We start from the raw sequence: 18362 nt of genomic DNA, 5'->3' as shown, positions 1-18362 counted from the left end.
TATGAATCAACTGATAGTTTTTGTGAAAAACAATAAAGGCTAGCGATCAAATCATAAAATAAATAAGCTTAAAAACCAATGGTTTGACTTTTTTTAGATAAAAATATCAGCTATATAAGAGATTAAATGGAGTGAATTGAGTTTACTTGGCGCCTATGGTGATACAAAGTGAAACAGTCACTACAGGGTGATTGTTGTGATTATTAGGCTAATTGAACTATCGGCATTAGCTTTACTAATAAAATAATAACAATGGTACATTTTTACTGCTAAATAGCGTTAAGTATCTTTATAGCTAGAGATAATAATTTATTTAATAGTTGGCTTAATAGTTAGTGTTTTATGTTATTTGATAAAGATTAGTTGGTGAACATTATTTTATAAATTTTAGCACGGAAATATTAATTTAAATAATTCAGTTTAAATATAAGTAGGATTGATATGGAATTACGTCACATTAAATACTTTGTTGTATTGGCTGAATTAAAACACTTTCATAAAGCTGCCGCAGAGTTAAATATTACTCAGCCGTCACTATCCAAAAGCTTGCAAAAACTCGAATTATTAGTTGGTGGTAAGCTATTTCAGCGCGACTCTAAAAATATGACGCTAACCCCTTTGGGGGAAATGGTATTAGCTCATTGCCAAAACATTGTAAAGCAGCACGATAAACTAAAACGCGATATCGCCAGCTTTCATGGTGAAAATGAGCATGAAATTAGCATTGGCGCCAGCCCTATTCCATCAAACTGTTTAGTGGGCCCTATATTGGGGCAGTTTATTCAGGCTTGTCCCAAAATGACCATTGATTTTAAAGTGGATCATTGGCAATCATTAACAGAGCTGTTACTTCAAGGAAAGTTGGATTTGTTTGTTGCGGAAGCCAAAGTGACTGAGCTTGAAGATAACCCATTACTTCACTTACAAGCGCTGCCACCATTTCCGGTGATATTTTGTTGTCGTCCTGATCACCCGCTTACTAAGCTGCCGAGATTATATTTAGCGACATTTAGAGATTATCCTTTGGCGATCCCATTGAAATTGCCCATTACCATCGCCAATCAATTTGAAGACTTATTTCAATTACAAAGAGATGATTTTGCCGGTTTAATTCGTTTTGATCAGCTTCACTCAATTAAAGACGCTATTTTTCATTCAGATTTAGTAGTGCTAACTCCAGAAATAGCAGTACGTGATGAATTATTAGCGGGCACCTTGGTGCAGCTTAGCCCGCAATTGATGCCGAAACTGAATGCTAAGTTCAGTATTGTTAGCCTAGCAGAAAACCAACAAAGCCAATCGATTAAGGTGTTTAGCGAGTTTATTGTGCAGCGAGCTAACTCAGTTAAGGACTCAGTTAATGAGCTTGAAAACTTAGATATACAAATTGCGTAAGGCTGAAAAGTAGGGCAAACCTAACGAGTATCAAACTAACTTAGCTTGGCATGACTGCGTTACTGGCACAAATAGCATCACAATTTATATGGTTATTTTCAGAGGGTAGGCTATAACTAAGATGCTTGACTAAAATTGCCGCATGCCAACCAAGGATTGTCAGTATGCTTAAAATTGTATTTTTGCTTCTATTATTTAGTTATTCCCTCGAGATACTCGCCTCTCCTAAGTTTTTTAAAGTTTACTTTGATGCTGATAGAACGGGTCATATTGAATCGTCATTAGCAATTGAACAGGGTTTTAAAGTCGCATTTGAACAGGCAGATAATAAACTTGGTGGCCTTGGTGTGGAATTTGTCACCTTAGATCATCGAGGTAATGTCGGCAGAAGCAAAAAGAATATGGACCGTTTTTTGAAAGATCCTAATGGGATAGTGTTTATAGGCGGTCTGCATTCCCCGCCATTAATAAAATATCGAGATTTTATTAATGAGTCACAATTGCTCACCCTTGTCCCTTGGGCTGCTGGTGGACCAATTACTCGATACCCCTCAAAAGATAATTTTGTTTTTCGGCTTTCGGTAGATGATCAAAAAGTTGGCAAGCACTTAGTTGATTTTGCGATGCAAAAACAATGTAAAAAACCACACATGATGCTCGAAAATACCGCTTGGGGTAAATCTAATTATCGCAGTATGACTTCTGCCCTTGAGGCTTATGGCATGACTGAAGTGGGGGAAACTTGGTTTGCTTGGGGGATAAACCCAGCGCAAGCAAGATTATTATTAGCAACCGCCCAAAAAGAACAAGTTGACTGCTTATTTATGGTCGCAGGGGCCACAGAAGGGGCGTTAATCGTAGCCGCTGTGGCTGAGCTGGGTTTGGATATTTCAATATACAGTCACTGGGGGATTACCGGTGGGGATTTTGCCACTGTGGTGCCATTTGAGATCCGCAATAAAGCAAATTTACACTTCATACAATCATGCTTTAATTTTTATAGCTCAGAGGTAACTGATTTTAATCAGCAGGTTTTTAATGATGCTAAAGCTATGTTTCCAGAGCAGTTTGTTGATAAAAACATCAAATCGCCGGCAGGCTTTGTTCATGGTTATGATCTCGGTAAAATTTTTATCGCAGCCGCCAATAATGTCAGTTTTACTGACAATATAGTCACTAATCGCATCGCAATGAAGCAGGCACTGGAGTCGATGACAGCGCCGGTTGACGGATTAATAAAACAATATCAGGCACCATTTAGTGTATTTAGCCATAGCGCCCCAGATGCCCATGAGGCGCTAGATGAAAACGATTTATGTATGGCGATATACGATGATATTAATGCGGTTAAATTGATTGAGCAGTAAGCCTAAGGCGTCGAATTTATTATGTGGTTTGATAAAAAAAATGGAATGCATTTATTTTCGCTGTTTATTTTGTTGGGGGCCATTACCTTTATGGCGTCCAGTTATATTTTTGTGTCCAATCAGGCCGCTGAAACTGCAAAACTCATCAATGAAGAGAATTTAAAAGGTAAATTTTCTGCAATTGAACAATACGTTGCCGAGTTCATCGGCGCCCATGAAAGGGATGTTAATAAAATATCCACTTACCCTGATGTTATCAGCGCGACGCTAGAAGGTGTTGATGATAAACATACCTTACATGACCAACTATCACTGATAAAACCACATGATGTAGATACTTTTGTGAACCTGTATGACTTTGCTGGCGAGGGCATTTATCTTGAATTTGAGCTTGGGGAGCAACTAAGACATTACCTGGTTGAGGGGATTAATGATGAGTCAATTCTTAATGATAACAACTATATCTTTTTTAACGAGCGTGGCCAAGATTACTTATTAATCACTGAGCCGATACGATATCACGCATTAGCTGAGGGCTTGACTGCTTATATTATCCAGTTAAATGACTCGCAATTAATAGGTCGATTAATTGCAGATAAAAATCATTGGTTTGGGATCAGACAAGACAGGTTTAACTGGGCTATGTCTCCCCAGGGTGGCTGGCAGACTCAAGCGAAAATGATCCCCCAATTTGATATTTATCTTCTGTATGCATCATCGCCACAATTTGTTGAAAAAATAGAGTCAGACTTCTTACGAAGCTTATTTCTTAGAATGCTGCTTGCTACCAGTATGACCATTTTACTCTTGTATTTTTTGGGTAGAAAAATCTTAGTATCCCCCTTTCAGTCATTAGCTCGCTCACAGCAATTACTTGAGCAACAGGCGGAAAATTTAAAAAATAAAGAGGCTGAATCAACTCGACTTGCGCGGGTTGTCAAATATATGCGAGATGCGGTGGTATTTACCGATCCTGATATCAAAATAATTTGGGTCAATGGTGCATTTGAGAAGATGACAGGCTATAAAAAACATGAAGTGTTGGGCATGAAACCCGCAGATTTACTGCAAGGGCCAAAGACTAGCAAAGTAACGGCTCGTAAAATTGGTGAGCTAATAAAAAATAGAGGCTTTGGTACTTTTGAGATAATTAACTACACCAAGAGTAACGAAGCCTATTGGTTAGAGGTGCAAATTGGGCCGCTGTATGATGATTCAGGTGAGCTAGAAGGTTTTATGGCGGTTGAGCGTGATATTACTGAGCGCAAAGAATTGGAAGACTCGTTAAAACTCACTGCCAAAAAAGCCGATGCCGCAAATATCTCAAAATCGCAGTTTTTAGCATCAATGAGTCATGAGCTTCGCACTCCAATGAATGGCGTGTTAGGTATGACAGAACTGATTAAAGACACTTCTCTTAATGTTGAACAAGAAGAGATGGTCAATACCTTATTGAGATCAGGAAAGCACATGCTATCTGTGCTCAATGATATTTTGGATTTTTCAAAAATTGAAGCGGGGAAATTAACCTTAAATTTAACCCGTTTTACCATCAACGAACTCAAGTCGGAAGTTGAACCGATTTATAAAGCCTTGTGCGATGAAAAAGGCTTGGCATTTAGCTTTGAGTCGGCTGGCGAGCAAGATAAAGTTTGTGTCGCTGATAAGATCCGAATTCAACAAATACTACAAAACTTGCTCAATAATGCGTGGAAGTTTACCCCTCAAGGCCATATTGCCGCGTCAATTAACGTCATCAATAATGAGGCTGAGCCGTTATTAGAAATTATTGTGTCTGATAGCGGTATTGGTATTAATAAAGATAAACAAGATTATGTTTTTCAGGCATTCTCTCAAGCTGAAGCGGATACCACCCGTCGGTTTGGCGGCACTGGGCTAGGGCTGGCGATTATCTCTGAGCTGGTGAATGTTATGGGAGGTAGCATAGAACTCAATAGTGAGCTGGGGGTAGGTAGCCAGTTTAGAGTGAGTATACCGATTAAATTAGATGCCAAACCGCAACAGGTCACAGGTCATCATAGCTCTATGTTTGATGGCTCAGGTTTAAAAGTGCTTATTGTTGAAGATAATAAAATCAATGTAAAAGTGATGAAGATGTTCCTCAACAAACGCGGCTTTGATTGTGAGGTCGCTGAAAACGGTCAAATTGGTGTCGATAAAGTGCAAGCAACACACTTTGACTTGGTGATCATGGATAATCATATGCCGGTGATGGACGGCATTGCCGCGACCAAGGCAATTAAAGCGTTAAACTTGGCTAATGAGCCGTTAATTATTGGCTGTACCGCAGATGCTTTTGAGCAAACCCGTATCGATATGATCAGCATGGGGTGTACTGAGGTTGTCACTAAGCCTATTCATAGCTCTAAATTAGACGAGATCTTAATCGCTATCTTTTGAGCTTACTCATAGCGATAGCCCGCAAGCCTGCTTACATAAAACGCCTGTCTATCTCATTAACCCCAGTTGCGGTTAACTCAATTACCCATCGCTAAATCATTAGCAGATAAAGATCATGCTTAGGCGCTTAAGATTAAGCTATAGTGACGCCTAAATATCAATAGTTTGCTGTTCAGCCATTAAGTCGTAGGTTGTAAATTGTTACCAGAAAAATTTAAAAAATCAGAAAAAACGATCAAGCATAGTTGGTTTGGGCGCCTGTATTTAGGCGCTGCAGATGCCATTAAATTATCGGCTAATGGCATTGAGTTTCGTGCTCAGCAAGGTCGTTTATTTAGGCATTGGTTTACAGTAAAACCTGTACCTCAGCTGCAACAATTTACTTGGCAGCAACTGGTTGCGCCAGCCGAGTTTACCCCAAGCTTTTTAGGCAGTTTGCTTCGATTTCAAGCCCAAGGCCAGTTTTATCAGGTGCCATTTCTGGGATATTTTTCTAACCCCAAATTTAAACAAGAGATTGAACAATATTGGGCGCAAGCTCATGAGCAGCAGCTGTGTGAGTTAGTTGCCCGCATTGAGCATACCTTAGCGAATAAGTATTTACGTCAGTCGTTACTTGGGCAAATGCAGCCTCGCATTAAACGTGAATATCGCCGCTGGTTTCCATGGTGTAAATCGGCGGGGTTATCGGTAACGCTTAACGCTGCGTTAGTGAAATTATCTGGCTTTTATCATTGGAATAACGCCAAGATAGCGCAAATTCGTTCGGCTTATGTTGACAGGCAATTAGTCAAATATGCAGACTTTTTTGATAATGTTGAATCAAAGCCATTAACCGATAAACAGCGCCGCGCTTGCGTTATAGATGATGATAACAATTTATTACTGGCAGGGGCTGGCACCGGTAAAACCAGTGTAATGGTGGGGCGTGCAGGCTATTTAGTTGCCAGCGGTCAAGCGCAAGCAGCGGATATTTTATTGTTAGCTTATGGCCGCAAAGCCGCTGATGAAATGGATGACCGCATCAAACAAAAACTCGGCACTGATGATATCAAAGCCAGCACCTTTCACAGCCTTGGTTTAAGGATTATTGCAGCAGTGGAAGGCAAGCAGCCCAGTTTGTCACCATTGGCAGAAGATGACCAAGCCAAAGAGAAATGGTTACAACTCCAGCTTGACTACTTGCTTAAAGATGAGGTTTTCCGCAAACGGCTGTGTGAGTTTTTTAGCCAATATTATTATGTGGAAAAAAGCCCATTTGATTTTGAATCCGAAGGCGAGTACTTCCAATACTTAACTGACAATGATATTCGCACGCTTAAAGGCGAGCGGGTTAAGAGTTTCGGCGAACTGTATATTGCTAACTGGCTATTTAAAAACGGCATTGAATATCGCTATGAAGCCAAGTATGAGCATGATGTTAGTAGTGTTGATTTTCGCCAGTACCAGCCTGATTTTTACCTGCCAGAATATGATGTTTATATTGAATATTACGGCATTGATGAGGCTAATAATACCGCCAGTTATATCGATAATCAGGCTTATCTTGAGTCGATACAGTGGAAACGCGAGTTACATCAACAGCATGATACTGCCTGTATTGAGCTATTTTACTATCAGCATAAAAAGGGCCAGTTAACGGCAGAATTGCAACAGGCATTAACGGCATTTGAACTGCAATATGCGCCGCTGCCCGATGACGCGATACTGGCAACCCTTAATGAGCTTGGGCGGGTGACTGAATTAGCCAAATTATTTAGTCAGCTTATTGGTTTATACAAAGCGGCTTGCCTTGATAATAAAGGCCTAGACAAGCTATTTAATCAAGCTACTGATCCCAAGCAAAGCCGTAAGGCATTTGAATTGCTCCAGCCCATATTAACCGCTTACCAACAGCAGTTAGCTGCAAATGGCGATATCGATTTTGAAGACATGATTGCCAAGGCGCTTAACTATATACAAACAGGGCAATTCATTAGCCCGTGGCGTTATATTATGGTGGATGAATTTCAAGATATCTCCGAGCCTAGAGCGCGTTTAGTTAAAGCATTAACACAGGCTTACTCAGCACAGAGTAAAACCACAGCCTCATTATTTTGTGTTGGCGATGACTGGCAGGCTATTTATCGTTTTAGTGGCGCAGATGTCAGCCTAACGACCCATTTTAGTGACTATTTTGGCGCAGCTGCGACAAGCTATCTTGACCAAACATTTAGATTTAATAGCAGCATTGGCGATGTTGCTACCCAGTTTGTCACTCAAAATCCGGCGCAGCTTAAAAAACAGATTCGCTCCAACGTGACAGTGACCCAAGCGGCGGTATCAGTGATTAAGCGCGGCGAACATGAAGCCGCCACAGGTGACAACCCAAGCCCTAATGCGTTAGCGCAAGCATTGTCGGCGATTAGTGCTAGGGTCAATAAGCTTAAAGCTGGCGCAAAGCAACCGACAGTGTACTTACTGGCCCGCTTTTGGTTTCAGCTGCCAGATAGTAATGCCCTAAGACTACTGAATCAGCAATACTCCAATATAACCATTGAGTGTCAGTCCTTTCATGGCGCTAAAGGTAAAGAGGCTGACTATGTGGTGATCATCGGGATGAAAACCGGCCAGCATGGCTTTCCATCAAATAAAATCATCCCGCCTTTGTTAGATGCCTTTTTAGCAAAAGAAGAAGACTTTAAGTACGCTGAAGAGCGACGGTTATTTTATGTGGCGTTAACCCGTGCTAAGCATCGCGCCTATGTGCTGGCCGATATGACCGACGTCAGCCCGTTTGTCACAGAGCTTATTCAAGATGGTTATGCCATTGAGCAAGCAGAATTTACGACCTCTATAGTGCAAAGGCTGTTTGAAGATATTAACTGTGTTCGCTGCACCACAGGAGTATTAAAGCAAAGAACCGGTAACTTTAAATCATTCTATTCCTGTTGCCACTTTCCTTTGTGCGACCACAAAGAAGCAGGCTGCGAGCTTTGTGCAAGCCCCATGACCCGTAAACGCTTTGCAGGCTTTAAAGTCTGTCTTAATGATCAATGCGCCCATACCACACCGTTATGCAGCGTTTGCGGCGCTGATATGGTACTAAGAAAAAGCGCTCGGGGGGAATTCTGGGGCTGTAAAAATTATCGTGGTAGTCATCGTCAAAGTAGCAAGGCTAACAGCAGGCAAAGTTGCACCCATGCAGTTGATAAAGCCAAGTTAGTACTGCCGAAGTCGATCGACTTGAAAGGAGTGAGCCTTCTCTGATGCTATCAAAGATATAGCAGCAGCTAGCGGCTCACCCTAGGGGCCGATATTATTGCCCTGCTGTTTTTTGATTTAAGTTACGGGTATAAGTCGGGACATCGAGCTCAGCTAAGCAATGATTATCATCGTTACTGTCTACAGACTTTTCTTTTAGAAAATCGTGAAGATTAAGCAGCTCTACTGATGCAAAGCGGTCTGTTGAAGGCGGTACTTTAACATCATCCATAATGATTACTGATTGGTCGGTTGTGGCTTGAATACCGGTGGCAATCACCATCAATTCCAGCTCGCAATCCAGCTCAGGCACTATGGTTAATCCAATTATCACCAATGCACTAGGGTCGAGTTGCTGCTGCAGGGTTTCGCCAATCATATTATATTGGCTGAGCTCAATATTTTCAGATGCCATCACACTGACAATCGCTCCTTTGGCATGAGTCAGCTCAACGTCTTCCAGTAATGGATTTTTAAGGGCGCTATTAATCGTCACTTGGATATCTGCACCTGGCATTTGCTTCGCCACTCCCATAGCGGCTCGTCCATGGTGATTTACCACCGCAATGAAATCATTGAGATCGATATTAATCAAACCTGATTGGCTAATGGTGGTGGTTAACCCCAGCAATACATCTTGCAAAATACGGTTACTTTCAAAAAAGGCGTTAACTAGGCTGACTTTCTTATCCAGAGTTTTAGCCAGTTTGTCATTAGGTAACACGATTACAGCATTGGCGTGCTGCATTAATTTATCGACGCCTTTATTGGCCAGAAGATTCCTTTGCTGGCCTTCAAAACTAAAAGGGGTGGTAACCACGGCAATTAATGGTTTATTTAGCGCTGCGGCGACTGAAGCCATGAACGGGATGGCGCCAGTGCCAGTGCCGCCGCCCATACCGCCAGTAATAAAAATGATGTCGGCGAGTTCAATAAGCTCTTTTATTTGTGCTTCAGACTCCTGCGCAGCAGCTTGACCTTTTTCGGGCTTAGCGCCCGCACCTAATCCTTTAGTGGCTTCAATGCCAATTTGTAATCGAGTGCTAGATTGAGAGGCCTGCAGTGATTGTGCATCAGTATTGACGGCAATCAGCAGGACGTTGTCATTGAATGGCGATTGGCTAAGTTGATTTATGGTATTGCAGCCGCAGCCTCCCACACCGAAAACGGCAATGCGAGGTGATGGGCTGTTTTGCGTCAGTAAGTCAAACATCGATTCATCTCCTTGAAGTTACGCTAAACAGCGTAACTTAAGGGTGCGACAGCCTAAGACGCAGCATTTTGATAGCGCGCATTGACCTTGTTAATTAATCGAGTGAAATGGGCTCTTAATTTGGCTGGTGCCAGCACTTCGACATTGTCAGCCATGCTCCACAACAATGTTCTTAATCCTGAGGTGTCTTCAACGGTTGCTTCAACCAGATAGCGTTTATCTTCTAACTGCTTAACAGTTTGATTGTCACTGAGCTTGGCATTGCGCATGATAAAGTTTGCTGATGCAGAAAAAAGCAATTCAATATCAATCAACTCCGCTTGGTTTTCCATTTTTCTACGGGCAATATTAGCTTCACTTCGAGTAATGGAAGGGGTGTCCAGCACTCGCACATTACGTAGTAAGTCGATGGATTTGGCAAAAAGTTTTGGCTCAACCGTGCCAATGGTAAAGGTCAGTAGTGCGACACCATCTGATATTTGTATACCTTCAGGATTAATGGGCGTGTAATCAAGCCAATAGCTTTTCCCTTGGATCACTCGCTTTATTTGGCAGGCAATCTGGCGCTTGTTAAGCAGTGCCGATTGCACAGCTTCAAATATTTGTGGATCTTGCTGCTCAATTATAAAAGGAAAAGGTTTAGGTAACTGCGCCACGCGGCAGGCCCAGTAAAGCCAAGGGTTATCAGGATCATTTCCTAATATTTGATCTGCACGGTCAAAATAAGGGGTCAACTGCTTAAGGCTTTGGGGAGGCAGCAGTTGGCTAGCACTGTGCTTTAGGGTGTAAAATGCCAATGCCATGTGATTATCCATCAAGGTCAAGTTAAGACCACGCCAACAGGCGGCAATCGACCAGCCAAAAGGCTTGCTTCTGTCATCGAGCACTATGCCAAACAGCCCCATGTCGTACATGGCTTTTAATTCCCGCTGCACGGTTCTTAATCCAATATCAAAATCACGACTTTGCAGTCTTGCAGTGATGTCATTAGCGGTAATGCGCCTTGGATGAGCAGGTATTTGTTCCAGCATGGCAATTTGGCGTTGGATATTGATTTGCATCGATGTTCTCCCGATTATCTATGCCATGAGCATAATACTACCCTGCGACAGAATCTGACGCACTAAGCATTTTTTGTATCATTATCTGATATTTAACCATGAGTAAAAGTTAAAGTTTTAGCTTCGGAATTACGTTGAAGGAAAGCGGAATCGAATACAGGAAGGGGCAACAAAACAACGGGGGTACATATGGGGGGACATATCAACAAAAACGGGCTTTCCATTGCTGGAAAGCCCGTTTTCTTACAATCACTTAGACGTTAAGTCTTAGTTCATGCCGTATTTTTTTAATTTTTTGCGTAAAGTGCCACGGTTAATACCTAGCATGTTCGCTGCACGTGTTTGGTTGCCACGTGTGTGTTGCATGATGATGTCTAGTAAAGGTGCTTCAACTTCACTTAATACCATTTCATATACTTCAGACGCTTCTTGACCGTCTAACTGAGAGAAGAAGTTTGTTACTGCGCGCTTAACTGCGTCACGTAATAATTGTGGCTTGATTGTACCGTTAGCGGTTTCAATCTTACCTACGGTTAGCTGGTGAACTTCTGTGTTAGTTGTCTGATCAAACATTCTATTCTGCTCTTTATATTAAAAATTAACTAATTCATCAAAGTAACATTCCACAAGGGAATATTGCTGTTCAGCGGTTTCAAGCCTATTGAAGTCAGCACGAAATTGACGCTGCTCTTCTTGGTTTAGGTACCATCCCATGTGCTTTCTAGCAAATCGGACACCTTTGTACTCGCCGTACAATTCGTACAAAGCGTTAAGGTGTTCGAGCATGATTTCTCGTTGCTCGCTTGCCTCAACTGGCGGTAATTTGTTACCTGTTTCCAAGTAGTGGTGAATTTCTCTAAAAATCCACGGTCTGCCTTGGGCTCCTCGTCCTACCATTACAGCATCGGCGCCAGTGTAGTCTAAGACGAACTTAGCTTTTTCTGGACTGTCGATATCTCCATTGGCAACAACAGGGATTGAGACATTTTGTTTTATTGCTTTAATCGTGTCGTATTCGGCAAAGCCTTTATACATACACTGCCTAGTGCGGCCGTGAACGGCTAAGGAGGCAATGCCACAATCTTCGGCAATATGAGCAATTTCAACACCATTACGGTGTTCAGGTTGCCAGCCTGTGCGAATCTTTAGCGTTACCGGTACATCAACTGCACTAACAACAGCCTGTAAAATCGCTTTTACTAGCTGGGGATCTTGCATTAATGCTGATCCAGCAAGCTTCTTATTCACTTTTTTGGCAGGGCAGCCCATATTGATGTCAATGATGTGAGCGCCTTGTTCAACGTTGAACTGGGCGGCCGCAGCCATTAAATCAGGATCTGCACCTGCAATTTGTACTGAACGAATACCTTCTTCACCAGAATGCATCATGCGCTGGCGGCTTTTATCGGTATCCCAAACTTCGGGATTAGATGAAAGCATCTCTGAAACCGCTAGGCCTGCGCCATAACGTAAACAAAGATTTCGAAAAGCGCGATCGGTGACACCTGCCATTGGTGCCACGATCAGCTGATTTTTCAGTTGATAGGGGCCAATTTGCATTGAGTTATTCACCATGCTCGTCAAAGGGGCGCTATATTAGCCCTTTTTTACCGTCCTGAAAAGGTCAATAAATGAACTAAAGATAACTTTTTTGCTTGACTTTTAGTTGTGGAGTCGTCAGAGCCCCTTTTGGCGTAAAACTAGCTGCCATAAGGGGTGTGCTGCCTTTACCGTTATTTGCGGGTGCCTGTCAAGCGGCTCCAGTCTTCTTTGTGAGCCGCTTCATCCATGATGAACCATTGGCTGTAGAATTGTGATACTTCTTCTGCTTGCTCTTGTAGTAAGCCTGAAAGGGCTAACTTACCACCTGTTTTGACTTTCTCTGCAATCAATGGGGCAAGCTCGCGCAGTGGGCCGGCTAAGATGTTAGCGACTAAGATATCAGCCTGTAAATTTTCTGGTTGGTTTTCGGGTAAATACAGTGACAACTGCTCGACAACACCGTTGCGCTCGGCATTGGCTGTCGATGCATCAATGGCTTGATAGTCAATATCAACCCCGGTGACCTTCTTCGCGCCAAGCTTTAATGCAGCAATGGCTAAGATGCCTGAGCCACAACCAAAGTCGATAACTTCTTTATCTGACAAATCTAAGCTGTCTAACCACTCTAAACATAATGCGGTGGTTGGGTGAGTACCAGTACCGAAGGCTAAACCTGGATCAAGAATAACATTTACTGCGTCTGGTTCAGGGATGTCACGCCAGCTTGGGCAAATCCATAAACGCTGACCAAATTTGATGGGGTGGAAGCTGTCCATCCATTCACGAACCCAGTCTTTATCTTCTACTTGTTCAATTTTATGGTTAAAGCCTTTACCTAAGCAGGGAACTGACTCTAATAACTCTATGGTCGGTGCTAAATCAGTGCCAGCATCAAATAAGGCCATTAATATGGTGTCTTGCCATAAAGGTGTTTCACCTAGTTTAGGCTCGAAAATTGGCTCATCTTGGCCGTCTTCGTAGGTGATAGACACAGAACCTTGATCCATCAATAAGTCGCCTAGCATGTCTGCATGATCGCGATGAGTGTGAATTCGTAATTGGATCCAAGGCATGGGATTTTCCTAACTGATAATAAAATTAAACATGAATTGGCGGCTATTATAGCTGATGCCATAACGAGGTGGCAGATATTCCTTTGGGTTTATCGGCCAAAAAGCAAAAACGCGCCAAATGATAACTATTTAGCGGCTGATATTTGTTGTGAAACATTGGTTTTTACACTTCAGAAGTGGACTGATTGTGGGACTATTTCACCGCGATGAGTGTATTTGAGTCAAATTGACTATGATGATTTAGAGGGTAATATTTGTATCGTTATCAAAATTATTTTAGTAATGAATGATTAAGATGTGAGATTAAGGTCCAGACAATGCAGATAAATGATTTACACCTGTTTGTGCGAGTGGCTGATTGCGGCAGTATTGGCGCTGCTGCAGTTGAGCTAGATATTTCAGCTGCTGCGGCAAGTGCAGCATTAAAACGATTAGAGAAACAGTTAAATAGCGTACTGTTTATTCGCACCACTCGTAGCTTGCGTCTGACCGCCGAAGGTGAGCATTATCTGATCCATTGTCGCGAGGCGCTGGCGCAATTGCAATTAGGCCAGCAAGCCTTGTTAACCGAAAAAGGTCAAATCTCAGGTCAGCTCAATATCTCAGTCTCTTCTGACTTTGGCCGGAATGTATTCTTACCTTGGTTAGACAGTTTTCTACTGCAGTATCCAGATTTAACCATTCAACTGCATATAGGCGATAGCCTTAGCCATTTTCAGCACGATAAAATTGATATGGCGTTACGTTATGGCATACCGCCTGATTCAAGCCAAGTGGCGTTTAATATTTGTCATACTCAACGGGTGTTATGTGCCTCTTCTGCTTATATTCAGCATCATGGCGAACCTAAAAGCCCAGCTGAATTAGCGCAGCACAATTGTTTAATTTATAAGGTTGATGAACGTAATTATGATTTGTGGACGTTAATTAACGAGCAGCAGAGCTTTAAAATACGGGTGAGTGGTGATCGAAGTAGCAATGATGCTGATGTCACTCGTCGGTGGGCAGTATCAGGCCAAGGCATTGTATTTAAATCGGCTTTAGATGTTGTAGATGATTTAAATAGCGGTCGACTGCAACAGATATTGCCTGGATTTACCAGTGAGGCGATGCCGTTGAATCTCATTTGTGCAGGGCGACAGCATGTCAGCCCTGCCATGTTGTTAATGCGTGATAAACTGCGGCAACATTGCCTGCAATTACAACAAGCTGTGGCTATTTAGTCTTATGTTTAGAGGGTTTGATATCAAGTTCAAATCTTTATCTCAAAGCGCAGTGGCTTGCTAACATCTCACGATTCGCGTTGGTGTGATCTGCGTCTGACTCTTGCCTTGCGGTGGGTGATCTGGGTCACTTGCTGGTTTTTGGTTATTGCTACCGTTTGTGAACTTGATATGGTCATAAGTCATATTGAATTTACAGGACGTGCAAATTTATGGCTGATCAACCCGCTCTTGAAGCGCTAACCTCTGCAGCAAAAAAGACCAGCGGATTCTCTCATCCTGTATGGGCCGCTCGGGCCGATATGCTTCAAAGTGCAACTGGCCTGTTACTTGGCATATTCATCATTATGCATCTGCATTTTGAGTCGAGTATTTTGATCAGTAAAGAAGCCTTTTATCATGTAGGCCACTTCTTAGAAGGGGGCATGTTCAGTGAAACTGGCCATGGCTTTCCTGTTCTGACTAAATTCATTTCGGCATTTATGCTGATAGTCTTATTAATCCACGCTGTATTTGCCTTACGTCGCTTTCCTGCACAAATAAAGCAATGGCGGGCACTTAGAAGTCAAATGACCATTATGCCTCACCAAGATACTAAAATTTGGTTTTGGCAGTTAATTACGGGTTTTTTACTGTTCTTTCTCGCCCCCGTTCACTTGTTTGACATGATCACCAATCCTGAAATCGGCCCGCATTTATCGGCTGAGCGTGTTTACCACCAAGATGTGTGGATGCTGTATGTCTTGCTATTACCTGCTGTGGTATTGCATGCCATGTTTGGTCTCTATCGCCTAGCGGTAAAGTGGGGCGTGACCACAAAGCGTATGGCGGCGCTTAAGCTTGCCAAAATAATGGTGGTTTACTTAATGATTATTGGTATCGCAAGTTTATTGACCTACATCTTTATTGGGCAATCGTTGGAGTTACCCGTAACGCCTTTTGTACCGAGTTAAAGACACAGTGACTGTGCACAGTCATGCACCATTGAGTTTATCGCTTAGAAATACAAAGCCTAATACCGTATTAAAGGAATGCCAGTGAAAATTATTTATACAGATTCATTAGTTGTCGGCGCCGGTCTTGCTGGTTTACGTGTGGCAATCGCCTCCAAAGAGCGTGGTTTAGATACCGTGGTGCTGTCATTAATACCTGCCAAACGTTCCCATTCTGCTGCAGCCCAAGGCGGTATGCAAGCCAGCCTTGGTAATACAGTTAAAGGCATGGGTGACGATGAAGACGTCCACTTTCAAGACACAGTAAAAGGCTCTGACTGGGGCTGCGATCAAGATGTGGCGCGCATGTTTGCCCATTGCGCACCTAAAGCGGTGCGAGAACTTGCTAATTGGGGCGTGCCTTGGTCACGTATTAGTGCTGGCGATCGTGAAGTGGTGGTGAACGCCGAAAAGGTCACCATTACTGAAGCCGAGCAAGCCCACGGATTAATTAATGCCCGTGACTTTGGCGGGACTAAAAAATGGCGTACTTGCTATACCGCCGACGGCACCGGCCACTCACTACTGTATGCCGTTGACAACAAAGCCATTGAAATGGATATTCCTGTCCATGAACGCATTGAAGCATTATCGCTTATTCATGATGGCAAACGTTGTCACGGCGTCATTGCCCGTTGTCTCATTACGGGTGAATTACGTGCCTATATTGGTAAATCAACGACGATTGCAACAGGCGGCTATGGCCGTATTTATGAAGTCTCTACCAATGCCATTATCTGTGAAGGCATTGGCCAAGCATTGGCGTTAGATACTGGCGTTGCCACATTAGGCAATATGGAAGCGGTGCAATTTCACCCAACAGCGATTGTACCAGTGGGGATCTTAACCACGGAAGGTTGCCGAGGTGATGGCGGCTTACTGCGAGATAAAGACGGTCATCGTTTCATGCCAGATTATGAGCCTGAAAAGAAAGAGCTCGCCTCTCGAGATGTGGTCTCACGGCGCATGACTGAACATATGCGTAAAGATAAAGGCGTTGATAGCCCTTATGGGCCGCATTTATGGCTTGATATCACTTTGCTTGGGCGCAAACACGTTGAAACCAACCTTAGAGAAGTGAAAGAGATTTGTGAAAATTTCTTGGGCATAGATCCTGCCAAAGACTGGATCCCAGTGCGTCCGACTCAGCATTACTCAATGGGCGGTATTCGTACTAATGCTACCGGTGAAAGCCCGCAATTAGCAGGCTTATTTAGCGTGGGTGAGGCTGCGTGTTGGGATATGCATGGCTTTAACCGTTTAGGTGGAAATTCTCTGGCTGAAACTGTAGTTGGCGGTATGATCATCGGTAAGTACGTGGCTGATTTTTGTGAAAAGAACACCCTTGAAATCAATACAGCCGAAATTGAAGCCAGCATGGCTAAGATGCAGCAAGAAATCAACGGCTTGTTAGTCGGTAAGGGCACTGAAAATGTGTTTGATATCAAACTGGAAATGCAGCGCATCATGATGGATTACGTAGGTATTTTCCGCAATGGTCCTGAGCTTGAAAAAGCCATTGCTGAATTAAAAGAATTACTGGTTCGCAGTAAAAGTATTGGCCTTAAATGTAAAAAACGTCATGGGAACCCTGAGCTGGTGGAAGCGTTACGTGTGCCGCGTATGCTGCGGGTTGCCTTAACGGTTGCGTGCGGCGCCAATGCCCGTACAGAAAGCCGCGGTGCCCATGCTCGTGAAGATTACCCGCAACGTAATGATAAAGAATGGCTCAACCGCACTTTATCAACTTGGCCAGACGAAAACGCCCTTGAGCCCAAGCTAACTTACGAGCAACTTGATGTGATGAAGATGGAGTTGCCGCCAGGTTATCGTGGTTATGGTAACGACAATGCCATTGCGCATCCTGATACTGCTGCCCGTGAAGTTGAAATTGAAAAAATCCTCGCTGAGCTGGGTGACGATGCAGACCGCGTTGAAAAACAAGCAGCCGTTATGCCATTTGATTTACCAGAAAGCTTGCGTCCGCGTAATGAAAGATTAAGTGACACCTTTTTGGCGTCAGGAGAAAAGAGCTAATGACCAGCCCACGAACTATCAGTTTTAATATCTTTCGTTACGATCCACAAGATCCAAGCGATAAACCTAAAATGGTCACATATGAGCTCACTGAAGCGCCTGGAATGACAGTATTTATTGCGCTTAATATGCTGCGTGAGCAACAAGATCCTTCACTGCAGTTTGATTTTGTCTGCCGCGCAGGGATCTGTGGCAGTTGCGCTATGGTGATTAATGGCAAACCTACATTGGCTTGTAGAACCTTAACCGCTAATTTCCCTGACGGTAACATTACCCTAATGCCGTTACCGGGTTTTGAGTTAATTGGTGACTTGTCAGTGAACACGGGTAAATTCATGCGCGAGCTAGCTGAGCGACTGCAGTTATGGTTGCAACCTGATGCCAACGATATTGATATTCATCGCTTAGAAACGCCAATGGACCCTGCTGAGGCGGCTAAGTTATATGAGCTTGAACGCTGCGTTGAATGTGGTGTTTGTGTGTCTGCATGTGCCACTAAGCAAATGAAAGACAGTTTTGTTGGCGCTGTGGGGATGATGAAAATCGCCCGCTTTGAAATGGATAGCCGTGATATTCGCACTGCTGAAGATTTCTATCATGTGATTGGTAATCAAGACGGCGTATTTGGCTGTATGACCTTACTGGGTTGCCAAGATGCCTGCCCGAAAGATTTACCGCACATGCAGCAAATTGCCTATTTACGCCGTAAAATGGCACAAACGATTGTGAGCTGTTAACTCAGACGTTATAAGGGTTAAATTTACAAATAAAAATGCCGCTAACTCAGTTAGCGGC

At 43.1% G+C, this 18362-nt stretch carries 13 protein-coding genes; 8 read left to right on the top strand and 5 right to left on the bottom strand.

All coding sequences use genetic code 11. The annotated features are described in order from the left end of the window. The first annotated feature begins 441 nt into the window (after positions 1-441). The 4 genes from Q4591_RS08525 to Q4591_RS08510 all read left to right on the top strand — a co-directional run bounded on the left by Q4591_RS08525 (position 442) and on the right by Q4591_RS08510 (position 8432). Positions 442-1395 (top strand): LysR family transcriptional regulator, encoded by a 954-nt coding sequence (locus Q4591_RS08525; protein ID WP_102437025.1) that lies wholly within the window; start codon positions 442-444, stop codon positions 1393-1395. Between the two features lie 164 nt (positions 1396-1559). Further along, positions 1560-2762, top strand: a complete 1203-nt coding sequence (locus Q4591_RS08520; RefSeq protein WP_102476036.1) for an ABC transporter substrate-binding protein — start codon at positions 1560-1562, stop codon at positions 2760-2762. A 21-nt stretch (positions 2763-2783) separates the two neighbouring features. Then, positions 2784-5183, top strand: a complete 2400-nt coding sequence (locus Q4591_RS08515) for an ATP-binding protein (RefSeq protein WP_102437021.1) — start codon at positions 2784-2786, stop codon at positions 5181-5183. Positions 5184-5381: 198 nt separating this feature from the next. Further along, positions 5382-8432 (top strand): UvrD-helicase domain-containing protein, encoded by a 3051-nt coding sequence (locus Q4591_RS08510; RefSeq protein WP_303460506.1) that lies wholly within the window; start codon positions 5382-5384, stop codon positions 8430-8432. 49 nt (positions 8433-8481) lie between these two features. Here the strand turns inward: Q4591_RS08510 and ftsZ are convergent, their stop codons facing one another. From ftsZ to prmA, 5 genes are all read right to left on the bottom strand, one after another. Continuing rightward, complete coding sequence (gene ftsZ, locus Q4591_RS08505) at positions 8482-9639, bottom strand: cell division protein FtsZ (protein WP_303460503.1); 1158 nt, start codon at positions 9637-9639, stop codon at positions 8482-8484. Positions 9640-9692: 53 nt separating this feature from the next. Continuing rightward, positions 9693-10700: a YafY family protein gene (locus Q4591_RS08500; RefSeq protein WP_102530748.1), complete on the bottom strand. Its 1008-nt coding sequence runs from the start codon at positions 10698-10700 to the stop codon at positions 9693-9695. A gap of 267 nt (positions 10701-10967) precedes the next feature. Continuing rightward, positions 10968-11273, bottom strand: a complete 306-nt coding sequence (gene fis, locus Q4591_RS08495) for a DNA-binding transcriptional regulator Fis (protein WP_011494902.1) — start codon at positions 11271-11273, stop codon at positions 10968-10970. Between the two features lie 18 nt (positions 11274-11291). Beyond that, on the bottom strand, positions 11292-12260 hold the full coding sequence (gene dusB, locus Q4591_RS08490) for a tRNA dihydrouridine synthase DusB (protein ID WP_102437013.1): 969 nt from the start codon (positions 12258-12260) through the stop codon (positions 11292-11294). Between the two features lie 173 nt (positions 12261-12433). Continuing rightward, positions 12434-13315, bottom strand: a complete 882-nt coding sequence (prmA, locus tag Q4591_RS08485) for a 50S ribosomal protein L11 methyltransferase (RefSeq protein WP_102437011.1) — start codon at positions 13313-13315, stop codon at positions 12434-12436. 317 nt (positions 13316-13632) lie between these two features. Between prmA and Q4591_RS08480 the strand changes: the two genes are divergently transcribed. The 4 genes from Q4591_RS08480 to Q4591_RS08465 all read left to right on the top strand — a co-directional run bounded on the left by Q4591_RS08480 (position 13633) and on the right by Q4591_RS08465 (position 18304). After that, on the top strand, positions 13633-14538 hold the full coding sequence (locus tag Q4591_RS08480; protein ID WP_102437009.1) for a LysR family transcriptional regulator: 906 nt from the start codon (positions 13633-13635) through the stop codon (positions 14536-14538). Between the two features lie 212 nt (positions 14539-14750). After that, positions 14751-15491 carry a fumarate reductase cytochrome b subunit gene (locus tag Q4591_RS08475; protein ID WP_102437007.1) on the top strand — a complete coding sequence of 247 codons (741 nt, stop codon included), beginning with the start codon at positions 14751-14753 and terminating at the stop codon, positions 15489-15491. A gap of 84 nt (positions 15492-15575) precedes the next feature. Further along, the gene (locus Q4591_RS08470) at positions 15576-17567 is read left to right on the top strand and encodes a fumarate reductase flavoprotein subunit (RefSeq protein ID WP_102437005.1); all 1992 of its coding nucleotides are present in this window, start codon (positions 15576-15578) and stop codon (positions 17565-17567) included. Further along, positions 17567-18304: a fumarate reductase iron-sulfur subunit gene (locus Q4591_RS08465; RefSeq protein WP_303460499.1), complete on the top strand. Its 738-nt coding sequence runs from the start codon at positions 17567-17569 to the stop codon at positions 18302-18304. The genes Q4591_RS08470 and Q4591_RS08465 overlap by 1 nt, the downstream gene beginning before the upstream one ends. Positions 18305-18362: the final 58 nt, after the last annotated feature.

The sequence above is a fragment of the Shewanella sp. 3_MG-2023 genome (assembly GCF_030548765.1).
Lineage (GTDB): Bacteria > Pseudomonadota > Gammaproteobacteria > Enterobacterales > Shewanellaceae > Shewanella.
The sequence above is the reverse complement of the archived record's forward strand: the minus strand, read 5'-3'. Positions and strand labels throughout refer to the sequence as shown.